Annotated in this window: 12 protein-coding genes; 2 read left to right on the forward strand and 10 right to left on the reverse strand. The window is 46.7% G+C overall.

Annotated elements, in window-relative coordinates; all coding sequences use genetic code 11:
* Positions 1 to 2 precede the first annotated feature (2 nt).
* Positions 3 to 2573, reverse strand: a complete 2571-nt coding sequence (locus DB398_RS12405; protein WP_108424707.1) for a M1 family metallopeptidase — start codon at positions 2571 to 2573, stop codon at positions 3 to 5.
* Between the two features lie 48 nt (positions 2574 to 2621).
* Positions 2622 to 3383, reverse strand: coding sequence for a hypothetical protein (locus tag DB398_RS12410; RefSeq protein ID WP_108424708.1), 762 nt, complete (start codon positions 3381 to 3383; stop codon positions 2622 to 2624).
* Between the two features lie 289 nt (positions 3384 to 3672).
* On the opposite strand from DB398_RS12410, the gene DB398_RS12415 reads away from it, so the two are divergent.
* Positions 3673 to 4494 (forward strand): alpha/beta fold hydrolase, encoded by an 822-nt coding sequence (locus tag DB398_RS12415; protein WP_199913392.1) that lies wholly within the window; start codon positions 3673 to 3675, stop codon positions 4492 to 4494.
* 13 nt (positions 4495 to 4507) lie between these two features.
* Positions 4508 to 4993 (forward strand): DinB family protein, encoded by a 486-nt coding sequence (locus tag DB398_RS12420; RefSeq protein WP_108424710.1) that lies wholly within the window; start codon positions 4508 to 4510, stop codon positions 4991 to 4993.
* A 2-nt stretch (positions 4994 to 4995) separates the two neighbouring features.
* On the opposite strand, the gene DB398_RS12425 is transcribed toward DB398_RS12420, so the two are convergent.
* From DB398_RS12425 to DB398_RS12460, 8 genes are all read right to left on the reverse strand, one after another.
* Positions 4996 to 5634, reverse strand: coding sequence for an MCP four helix bundle domain-containing protein (locus DB398_RS12425; protein ID WP_108424711.1), 639 nt, complete (start codon positions 5632 to 5634; stop codon positions 4996 to 4998).
* A 113-nt stretch (positions 5635 to 5747) separates the two neighbouring features.
* Positions 5748 to 6092 (reverse strand): hypothetical protein, encoded by a 345-nt coding sequence (locus DB398_RS12430; RefSeq protein WP_108424712.1) that lies wholly within the window; start codon positions 6090 to 6092, stop codon positions 5748 to 5750.
* 41 nt (positions 6093 to 6133) lie between these two features.
* Positions 6134 to 6559 carry a GreA/GreB family elongation factor gene (locus DB398_RS12435; RefSeq protein ID WP_108424713.1) on the reverse strand — a complete coding sequence of 142 codons (426 nt, stop codon included), beginning with the start codon at positions 6557 to 6559 and terminating at the stop codon, positions 6134 to 6136.
* A gap of 270 nt (positions 6560 to 6829) precedes the next feature.
* The gene (locus DB398_RS12440) at positions 6830 to 8149 is read right to left on the reverse strand and encodes a sigma-54-dependent transcriptional regulator (protein ID WP_108424714.1); all 1320 of its coding nucleotides are present in this window, start codon (positions 8147 to 8149) and stop codon (positions 6830 to 6832) included.
* 5 nt (positions 8150 to 8154) lie between these two features.
* Positions 8155 to 9249 carry a sensor histidine kinase gene (locus tag DB398_RS12445; RefSeq protein WP_108424715.1) on the reverse strand — a complete coding sequence of 365 codons (1095 nt, stop codon included), beginning with the start codon at positions 9247 to 9249 and terminating at the stop codon, positions 8155 to 8157.
* A 63-nt stretch (positions 9250 to 9312) separates the two neighbouring features.
* On the reverse strand, positions 9313 to 9546 hold the full coding sequence (locus tag DB398_RS12450; protein ID WP_108424716.1) for a hypothetical protein: 234 nt from the start codon (positions 9544 to 9546) through the stop codon (positions 9313 to 9315).
* A 66-nt stretch (positions 9547 to 9612) separates the two neighbouring features.
* Positions 9613 to 10314 carry a response regulator transcription factor gene (locus DB398_RS12455; RefSeq protein WP_108424717.1) on the reverse strand — a complete coding sequence of 234 codons (702 nt, stop codon included), beginning with the start codon at positions 10312 to 10314 and terminating at the stop codon, positions 9613 to 9615.
* Positions 10307 to 11581 (reverse strand): sensor histidine kinase, encoded by a 1275-nt coding sequence (locus tag DB398_RS12460; RefSeq protein WP_108424718.1) that lies wholly within the window; start codon positions 11579 to 11581, stop codon positions 10307 to 10309. The genes DB398_RS12455 and DB398_RS12460 overlap by 8 nt, the downstream gene beginning before the upstream one ends.
* Positions 11582 to 11590: the final 9 nt, after the last annotated feature.

Here is an 11590-nt window from a genome sequence, read left to right on the forward strand (position 1 = left end):
TTTCAATCGATAGACCTTTCCTTGCCCATTTCCACAAAACGGTACAGGTCGTCCGTGGCCTGCAAGAGTTTTCCTTTCAATGATTCGTTCAGATTGGGGTTTTCCTTCAAAAAATGCTCTACCATGGAATAGGCCTCAGGCGATTGGTATTGGCCAACCGTGTTACTGAGCCACCCTTTGGGAAAGAAGATATCACCTGTTTTCTGAATCTCTTCCAGCAGTTTCAAGGCCAAGGGCAAATGCCTGATCGCAGATGCCTGTCGCAAAGGGTGATGGACATACCCACAAGCCGTGAGCACCCACGATTCCTTTTCACGATTGCTTGCATCACTCAAAGACACAAAAAAGGCATCCCGTTCCGATTCGTCAGCGGAGAGTGCAGGCCTCAAAAAGTCAAAACGTTTTACCTTGTCGGGGTTGGACAATTGCGCCCTTGCCTTCTCCATGATTTTATCGGTATCCTTGTGCCCAAAAAGGGCCAAGGTCATTGCCATATCGGTAAAATCGTCTTCGTTCAATTTAAGGTCCGGTATGGTCACTGCCTTGTTCCAAATGGTGAAAAGCTTTGCTCTGGCCCCATCCGAATAGGCCAATCCTTTCCATAGACCAAAAAGATTTTTCTTGATATTGGGTGTATGCTGTCCTTTCTTCAGTTGTTCCCACAACATTTTTTCCAACAAAGGCTGCTCTTTATTGCGTTCTTCCACTGTAAGATAGCTCCAGAAAATACCACTGGCCTGACCGCACAACATCCCATGTATCAACTCATTGCGCTCTGCTTGCACCCCCTTGGCAAAAAAATCCAGTCCTTTCTTTGGGGGAATAGCGCCCGAAAGGATATTCTCATAAGTGTTCAGATAGGCATGCCCCCTCGCTACCTCATTTTCCAATCGTTGTATGGTAGGGAAATCCGAAATCCCCATTGGAAAAATCCCATAGCCAAAGGCATTGGAATTGTAGAGAATGGCCTCTGGTCTCGGTTTTCCAGCGGCTTGCGCCACGATGGCCGTACTGTCGGCAATGGTAACCGGTAGCACCAGCACACTGTCTGGATACACCAAAGTTATCTCAAAGGATTGTGGCCACAGCTTGTCACTTCCATCTTCCGCCTGCTGCGAAATGAAAAGCTGCTTTATCTTATCTTCTTCATAAGTGACTTCTTCTGTGAAAATGGGTCTTCCGGATTGGTTTACCCATACCTCGCTCCATTTTTTCAGATCATTGGACGTTTTCTCGTCCAAGATTTCCACCAAATCTTTCCATGTAGCATTGCCATAGGCAAATCGGGAGATGTATTCCCGAATGCCTTCCCGAAACCGGGCCTCCCCTATTGCTGCCTCCAATTGCCGCATCATGATCGGGGCTTTGTTGTAGATGATACCGCCGTACAGACTACCCGCATTCTTCAGGTTGTCCAGCCGTTGGCGGATAGGATTGGTGCCACGGGTCCTGTCCTCCGCATAGGCACCCCGGTAATGCGCGGTCATGAATTGCAATTGATGGTTGACATCGGGAAAAGTCGGGTTGATGATCTTGTCCGCCATAAAATTGGCGAACACCTCTTTCATCCACACATCGTTGAACCAATCCATGGTGACCAAATCACCAAACCACATGTGGGCTGTTTCGTGCGCAATGAGCTTGGCCCTGCCCAGCTGTTGTCGCTCGGTGGCACTGGCGTCCAAAAACAGGGAAGATTCCCGATATTGGATGGCCCCCACATGCTCCATCCCTCCATATTGAAAACCTGGAATGGCTGCAAAATCCAATTTTTGAAATGGAAATTCGTATTCGGTATACCCTTGTAAAAAATCAATGGAACGCTGGTGCAGATCATAAACGATGGGCAAACTGGGTCTGACCTTGGCCGTGTCGCTCTCCCGATAAAGAAAAGTCATATCGAAGATGCCCGGGTTCTCCGTGGATGATTCAAACTTGCCCGAAACCATTGAAAAGAGATAAGTGCTCATAGGGTCGCTCTTCGCAAACTGATAGTGTACCTTGTCCGCCTCTTCTTTCCTATTTTCCAAAGTAGCTCCGCAAAGCACTTTCCACTCCTTTGGGGCCGTGACGTCCAAAATATAGTTAGCCTTGATGTTGGGCTGGTCAAAGCAAGGAAAAAGGGTACTCGCCCGTTCCGGCACCAACAACGTATAGAGGTAATCCTCATTACGGTTCAGGGACTGCTCCCCCGCATCAAACAAAACTTCTATCACATTATGGCCATTTTGGAGGCCTTCCGAGATGATCAAATGTTCTTTTTTGTGATGGATTTCCTGCTCGTTGCCATTGACCGTCAGTTGCTTCAACAGCTTGGCATCTGCATTAAAATCGAGATACAAGGGTTGGGAAAGGTCATGGATTTCCAGTTCCAGTTTCAGCTTTGCAGGAATTGGCTGCGTTTTATCTTCGGGAATGTCAAAAGAAAGGCCATAGACCACATCGGAAACCTGTTCCTTGCGGTACTCGGCCATGGCAAGGGGTATTCCAACATCCAATAAGTCAACACGCTTGGGTTGGCACGAAAGGAAAGAAAGAGAAATCACAAGAAACAGGAGAACGGTCTTTTTCATCTGGTTGTTTTCATCGTTTTACAAAAGTCGAAAAAATGCCCCGTTAAATCAATCGGTCACTACATAATTGACCTTGTCCACTCCCGTATTGCCTGTGGTGGGGTCGTAGGCATAGACCGTCACTTCATAATAACCCGTCTCCGCTATCACCATCCGTCCTTCAAAAACATTTCGCGAAGGGTTGTCCAAAGGTATCTTGGCCAGCGTAGTTCCGTCCTTTTTCAGGATGGCCACCACTTCCATGGGCGTTGAATCCCAAGTGCCGTCTTTTTCTATGGGACAACCGCACATCATCACCATGTTGGCACGGATGTCCAACCCATCACCAATGGATTGCTTCGGAATGTACTGATGGGTGTTAGGGGTTAGTATGTCGATAATAAAACCTGGGATCTCCAACACCACGCCATCCCCCAAAATATCCTTTCCAGGGATAAGCCACAGTTCGGTACTGGCATGTACCTGTGCATTTTTCTTGTTGTAGGGCGAAACGACCTCCACGCGTACAAAAGTGGGCTCGTCAATCTCCACCACAGCCAAAAAGCCCGCAGTCTTCTCATCCGTAAGCTGGGTATTGCGGTCCATGGGCGTCTTCATAATAAGGTCCGTGTTCCCGGTGCTGCCCGAGGTAATGCCTTCGGCCAGTATTTGATTGTTGGTGCTGTTTCTGACCATGACGTAGGCCCCGCCAATGGAACTGCCTATAAATTTGGCGTCCTTGGCCTTGGCCCTGATCATTAGTTTGGTCTCCGTGGCGGAAACGGTTAAACTTAAAGCCAATAATAGGGTCAGGAGAATGGATTTTTTCATGGGTTGATGGTGGTTTTATGGAACGAGAAGCGTGTGTGCTTTCCCTTTTTAAACTTAGTGTTTTTTATTGATTTTATGGTAAATTGGTAGGTGCGAATGGATTTTATGATTTATGCATAGAGAGCCAAGATCCAATCACCTTTTTTTCAATTTCGTACGGTCTTTGAACAGGTAGTAAAACCAACAACATGATAACCCATCGATAAAAATGAAACAACCTTTCCCACTTCTCGGTTTGCTGCTTTTCATTTTGACCGCATGTAACCACACAAAAACTGAACCCCAAAAAATGGAACCCACTGCACCAGAAGAACTGGCGTTTACCAGCGGATATTCCGAAGTGAACGGCCTAAAAATGTATTATGAGATCCACCTGCCGGCCGGTCAAGCGGATGGACAGGGAAAACCCTTCGTCTTGATCCATGGGGGCGGTTCCACTATTCCTTCCAATTTTGGAAAAGTTATCCCCTTATTCGCTAAAAACAGACAGGTGATTGCCGTGGAGCTTCAGGCGCACGGGCGCACAAACGACAGGGGCACGGACTCTTCCTTTGAGCAGGATGCCGACGATGTTGCAACACTCCTTCATAACCTAAAGGTGGACAAAGCCGACTTTTTCGGTTTCAGCAATGGCGGGACAACAACCTTGCAGATTGCCATTCGTCACCCAGAATTGGTCAACAAAATGGTTTTGGGTTCCGCGCTCGCCAAACGCCATGGGGTTCCCGAATGGTTTTGGGATTTTATGCAACAATCGAAACTGGAACACATGCCCGAGCAACTCCAAACTGCCTACAAAGAAGTGGCGGCGGATAGTGCTGGCTTACAGGTGATGCATGATAGGGATGCCAAACGGATGGTACATTTCAAGGATATTCCCGACGGGCATATCGAAGCCATTCAAGCACCCACACTGATCATTATTGGCGATAAGGACATTATCACTCCTGAACACGCCATGGAACTCCACCGACAAATCGCCCATTCGGAACTGGCCATCATCCCGGGTGGACATGGGGAATATATCGGGGAAATTACCACGATCCAACCGGGTTTTAAAGAAAGTCAACTCGTTGTCCCCATGATTGAAAAGTTTTTGGACAAAGAATAAAACAGGTATTCAGATGAGCATAAAAATTACAGAAAATATCATCGTCCAGTTAAGGGACATCCAGAACGGAAAGACCTGGTACGATGACAACTTGGAAAACAAAATTGAACCGATATCGGAAACACAGGCCTTTGTAAGACCTATTCCCGCAGTCCATAGTGTGGCAGAACTAATTGCCCACATCTGGGTCTGGCGCATACATGCCATCAAATTACTCCAAGGCCAGAAATCCGACCTGAGCGTTGAAAGTCCTGACAATTGGAAAAGCAATGAGGCACTGAAAAAAATAGGATGGGAAAAGTTAAAGGCTGCACTCCGTGATAGCCAAACCGAATTGATCGCATGCCTCGCCGAGAAGGATGATGATTATCTGGAGAACAACACCTACAAACCCAATCATACGCTAAAATATCTGGTGGAAGGTATCGTCCATCACGACCTGTACCATTTGGGGCAAATCGGAATCACAATCAAACTTTTGGATATTAATAATAGGTAGGTTCAGTTCACTTTTCGCATCAGGTTGGTGCCCAAGAGGACCATATAGAGGAGCACAACACCGTTTACAATCAAAAAGGCCAACTCCATTTTGGATAAAAATGCGTTCATCCCCAGGGAGCGGTTGGAGTTTTGGGTCATTTGTCCGCCTTCCGTGAACTGGACGCTTTCCAGGTCGTCCAAATTCTTTCGGATTTCCTGCAATTCCCGTTTTATGTCCCGGCGTATATCCAATGTGGGACCTTTTGGTCCAGAGGACAGTACCGTTTCAAGGGACATCAGTTCCACATAGTTTTTTTGAAGATCGATAAAAAAACCAGCCTCACTACGGGTAAGTTCGGTCTTGGAGAAACGGAGCAGCAATCGGTCAATGGAATCATTTTGATTGTGCCAGTGCGAATCGCTCCTATTTTCGCCCATGGACAACTGCTTTTGGTAGAAGAGATTACTGAGCTGGTAAATGTAATCTTGCGCCACGACGCGATCGTTATATACGGAGTTCACGTTGCGCCTCACATTGGAGAGGTACTTGTAATCGATAAGGTGGGCTGCCAAAATCAACAAAAAGGAGATTCCCAACACCATAGCGAAGCGAAAACGCCGCTTTTTGGATTCTCCCGATATGATCTTGGGTTCAAACAAGGTGATGTTATTTTAGATCATCATTTTTCCGAATAGGTGTTAGTACATCCCGGCCCCCATATGAGCAAATCCAAAAAGAGAACGGAGAGCCGGGAACAGTACATCACATCAATCTATATTTTGAGCAGTTCTCCGGACTCCAGAGCTTTCTCAACATTGGCGGCCACTGACCAATGGCTTCCAAAAAATCGGTTTCCGTCGGCCCTTTTGATCTTTACCACCTTGGTTCCATCTTTCTTCTCCTTAATCGAAGTAACAACCACTTTTTGGCCTTCTACACTTTTATAGTTGGCAATCCCACCTCTTTTGACAATAAAATTGGCCCTTGGAAACTCCAAATGGGCATATTGAGGGGAATCGGGCCTTCCTATCTCAAAAGTATCCCCTACCGCCACGTCTTGGGCCTGAAGGTTCAAGGCCGCTATAAACAATCCCAAAAACAAAAAATATTTCTTCATAACTAACAGAATTTAAGGTGTATATAATTGAATTTAAATGTTCACTCCTTTAGCATGGGCAGCTCTTCATCTTCGTTTATGGCCCATTTCACTTCCTTGATCTCGAGACTCAGAGGGCTATTGGGCATCCCCACCAGCACAACATCGCCTATGCTTCTGCCTATCAGTGCGGCTCCCAAGGTGCTCTTCACTGAAATCTGTCCTTCCTTGTTGTCCCCATCATCATGCAACATCACCTGAAAGGTGTTCCACCAGCCCGATTTCGTGGCGACGGTCACTTTGGACCTGAGCCTAACGACTCCCTTGGGCAGTTCGGCAGCGTCCAAGATCATGGTGTTTTCCAATTGCTCCCTCAGTGCATCCAAGGTTTCTTTGTGGGCATAATCCTGGTAGTGCTTGTGAAAGTTCAATACCTTTTTTATGGCCACGTAATCCGATTTCTCCATGATCAGATCATTCCGCTTCATATTTGGTCTTTAGTGGTTTTCTGCTTTTCGAGCACCGTTTTCACACCATCCCCTACTTCGGATGCTACACAAAACATGGCATTTCCAATTCGAAAAGTCAATGTGGTCGGTTATTTGGCAGAATAGGGCAAACCGTATGCCCAAAAAGAAATGAAAAGAATATCCATTTTCAATAAATTGAAAATCAGATTATTATGGATTAATCGAAAATCAATCTGAAGAGATGTTCTGGGGAATTTTTACCCGCATGGGGAGTTTTTCCCCAGTGAATTATTTGAGTTTTTCCCGAAGGGTCTTGCGGTCTATGCCAAGAATTTCGGCGGCCTTCGTCTTATTGTTTCCTGTGGAGGCCAGTACTTTGGTGATATGCTCCCTTTCGACCTCTTTCAAGGGTCTCAAGGCTTCTTCGGAAAACTCGATCTTGTACTTTACCTGTTCTGGCAAGTGCTTGACCTCTACCAGACCATCGCACATGATAACGGCGCGCTGTACCACATTCTCCAGTTCACGGATGTTGCCCGGCCAGGGATAACGTTCCAAAATCTTCAACGCTTCTGGGGACATACGGACCAAGCGATCCCTGTATTCCACGCCATATTTTTGCAGGAACCTGTCCACCAGCAAGTGAATGTCCGTGACCCTTTCCCTGAGTGGGGGGACCACAATGGAAACCACCGTCAACCGATAGTACAGATCTTCCCGAAAAAGTTTCTTTTGGATAAGCTCCTCCAAGTTGCTGTTGGTGGCCGCAATGACCCTCACGTTGAGTTTTTCGGGTTTCTGCGAGCCCACTTTGGTCACTTCCTTTTCTTGGAGCACCCGCAACAATTTTCCCTGGACGGCCAAGGATGCATTTCCGATCTCGTCCAAAAAAATGGTGCCATTGTCCGCTGCTTGGAAAAACCCTTTTCGGGTCTCATTGGCCCCCGTGAAAGCACCTTTGGTGTAGCCGAAAAGCTCTGCTTCCAAAAGGTTTTCAGGAATGGCCCCACAGTTGACCGGAATGAAGGGTGCCCGCGCGAACCTCCCCGAATAATGGATGGACCTTGCCACCAATTCTTTTCCGGTACCGCTCTCCCCTTGGACCAAGATTGTGGCGTGGTTGTCCTTCACGCGCTCGATGATCTCAACGATTTCCGAGAACGCTTCGGAAGCTCCTATCATTTCCCCATAACCATGGCCCTGTTTGGGTGTCGCTTTCTTTGCGGTTTTCTTTGGGGACCTACTTTCCAAGGATTTTTTGACCGCATCTGCCAATTCGTTCTTGGTGAAGGGTTTGGTAAGATATTCCGTGGCCCCGGACCTGAACACGTCCATGGCATCGTCAATGGAAGGAAAGCCAGTGACGACCAACTTGGGCATATCGGGAAAATGCTCGGCAGTGTATTTGATCAATTGGATCCCGTTGATCTCCGGCATATTGATGTCGGTGATGAGCAGGTCTATTTCCGTATCCTTGAGGATGTAGAGGGCTTCTTTTACCGAAACCGCACTGTACGTATGGTAATGCATGGAATTCAGATGCCGGTGCAAGAGTTCCAAAATCTGGATGTCATCATCCACCAGCAAAATGTTTTCCTTTTTGAGCATGTCCTTTAGAGGGTTTTGGGAAATTTGATGGTAAAGATAGTGCCTTTGGGGGTATTGGGCGAATGCGCTATCGTTCCCTGATGACTCTTCACGATACCATGCACCACACTGAGTCCAAGGCCGCTACCCTCTCCCACTGGTTTTGTGGTGAAGAATGGAGCGAAAACGGTTTCTGCCTTGTCCTTGGGTATGCCCGTGCCCTCATCTGAAATTTTCAGGACCACATCCGCTTCTTTCTCCCTCACTTCGACCAAAATAGTGCTCTGTGGCGGGGAAAAATAAATGGCGTTCACAATAAGGTTGAACAAGACCTGGGTGAGTTGGATCTTGTCCATTTTAAGGACGATTTCCTTTTTGTTCGTGATGAGTTTACAGTTGATATCATTCTGTCGCAATGTGGTGCGCAACAGATCTATGGCATCCTCGATTACGGGCACAATGTTGAGACGGGTTCTTTCTTGGGGCATTTCGCAGGCAAAGAACATGAGCTTTTTGACCACTTCCCGTGAAAAAATGGTGTTGGTGATGATCTTGTCCAGATCCTTTTCCGCCTTGGGGTCTCCTTCCACCCGTTCTTTCAGCAATTCCGTAAAGCCCAAAATATTGGCCAATGGGGTATTGAGTTCGTGGGCTATCCCAGCGGTTATCTCGCCAAGAATGCGCAATCGATCACCCTGCTCCACCTGTCTGCGGATTGCTTCTTGGTTTTCCTTGATTTCCTTTCGCTCCAACAAGTTGCCTACTTCCAGACAAATATTGTCCAACAATTGTTTTTCTTCGACCAAAAAGTCGTCCAGCGTGTATTTGGGGGATGGGTATCCTACCTTTATATATCCCCGTTCTTCATTGAACACCTTTATCGGAGATTGGAGAAACACATATTCCTCGGCTTTTTTCTCGGTCCTTATGGTGATCAAAGGGGTTTTTAGCTCCACATAGGTCTCCTCATTGAACTGCCATGCCCTTTGCATACACGATGCTATGGCCCGAAGGACTTCTTCAATCTGCTCGTAATCACTGTTCACGATCAATGAAGTGACTTCATAAAGACAGGTCAGCTCCTTGATGCGTTCCTTTAATTTCTGTTCTACGGTATGCACGGGTATTCTCTTTGATGGAAAATTACAAATTCCGATCCATAAAATGGAATGCGGTACCAGGACCTATCGCGATTGCAACTTATGGATTTCCTCATCCGCTGCCGCAATGAGACTCTTCAGGTGGGGCACGTCCTTTTTGGGGCACGACTGTGCCAATTGGTACTCGGAACTTTCAATCAGTCGTTGGCAGTACGCTATCTTCTCATTGACGGACAATTTGGATATGGCATTCATATAGAGATGGTCCAATTGCAGCAATGAGGCTTTTGGGGTATTATTTCGAAAAAAATTGAACATTACAAAAAACTAAGGTTGGGTTCGGTCATCCAAATGGGCCACAAAAACCAAGCCATGTTCATTCGTTTATTTTTCTTCCACCCGAAGCATGAATCCCCTTCGGTTGACATTCACTATACTCAATCGGGAATCCCTTCCCAAATGTTTCCGCAAATGGGATATGAAAACGTTGAGGCTCTTTTTGTTGAAGTAATCGTTCTTGTCCCAAATGGTGGTGAGGATTTCCTTGTGGGTACAGAGTTGGTTCTGGTTCATTGCCAAAAGGGCCAGTAGGTCAAATTCCTTTCCGGTCAGCTTCACGATCTCCCCTTTGTACCTGAGTTCAAAATTGTCCGTGTCCAGGGTATAGTCCCCTATTTCATAATGGGAAAGTTGGGGGGCTTCATCGGTCTCCGTCACCAAACGGGCCAATAATGCATTGATGCGCACCACAAGCTCTTCCTCATCAATGGGCTTCTTCAAATAGTCCACTGCACCCAATGAGAATCCTTTGAGCACATCTATTTTGAGCGAGCGGGCGGTAAGGAAAATGAAAGGCAGTTCGGGGTTGATACCCTTAATCTTTTGGGAGAGTTCAAAACCGTCCATGTCCGGCAGCATCACATCCAAAATGGCAAGGTCAAAGACATTGGTCTCGGTCTTCAGGAGGGCATCTTGGCCATTTTTTGCCCAGGTGACCACAAACCCCTTCATTCCCAAATATTCTGAAAGTAGATATCCCAGCGAAGCATCATCCTCTACCAAGATCAAGTTGTATTTTTTATCCATTGTTGGTCAATTTTAAGGAAACGACAAATGTGGTGCCCTCTCCCAGTTTACTTTCCACCGTGATCTTCCCACGGTGCATCCTCACTATCTTTTGCACATAAGAAAGGCCCAGTCCATGCCCCTTCACCTTGTGCACATTACCGTTTTTTACCCGGTAGTATTTCCGAAATATTTTCTTCTTGTCCTCTTTTGCAATGCCCTGCCCGTTGTCCGACACGCTTATGTGGAGCCTTCCTTTTTGTTTATGGGCCTCCAATCGCACCACAGGGTCGTCCGAATATTTTTTGGCGTTTTCCAATAGGTTACCGACCACATTTTCCAAATGGAACTTTTCGGCACGTATGGTATAGGGCCCTTCTTGCAGTTGATATCCAAAATCGATTTTCTCATGCTTGGCGAGGAGGGTAAAATCGTCGCATACTTTGAGCAGTACCGGCCTGAAATCAATTTTGGCGAACTGCATCAGTTTTTTGCCCGACTCCAAACTGGACAGTTCCAATACTTTGTCAATATGCCCTTTCAATCGTTCTGTTTCCCTTCGGATGAGTTCCACCACAGGTCTTTTATCTTCCGTGACATTCTCTTCCAGAATTTTGCTGGCAAGTCCTATGGAAAATACAGGGGTCTTTAGCTCGTGGGTCAAGTTATTGATAAAATCGTTGGTGGTGGTGATCAGGCTGCTCTGCCAATAAAAAGAGCGCAACACCCAGATAACCACAACGATGATCGCTATAAGAAAAAAAATGCTCGGAATGGTAAGCCCTTTCAACTGACCCAAAAAGTACCTGTTCAGGTCCTGAAAGCCAAGTTCCAAAATGATTTCTTTCTGCAAAAGTTCGGGCAAATACCCCTCAATCTTGATGGGATAGGTAAGCATGTCCTCCCCTCTCAGGTGCTGCTTGGCCGACCCAAGATACGCTGTGGAATCCCTGGTGTAGAGGGAATAGGTGAATGGTGCATCTATCCCGGAAACGCCCAATTGATAGGAAATGTAATCGTTGAGATAGTATTGGGATGCTCTTTGGAGGCTGTCCAGACCGAACTTGACTTCCGAAGTGTCCTTTCTGATGGTGTTTCCGATGGTATAGGTCAAGGAATTGAACTCGGAGAGTTCCTTCCCTATGTTGGTCCTGACCCCATCCATCTTTTCTGAAAATTGGGCCTTGGCCAAGCCCAAGCCTACTCTCAAATACTGGTACTGAACCACAAAAAGGCCCACCACGGACACCGCAAAAACAAAAACATACAGATTTCTCTTGGTCAGCATGGTGCTAAA

Source organism: Flagellimonas amoyensis, from assembly GCF_003058265.1.
Classification (GTDB): domain Bacteria; phylum Bacteroidota; class Bacteroidia; order Flavobacteriales; family Flavobacteriaceae; genus Flagellimonas; species Flagellimonas amoyensis.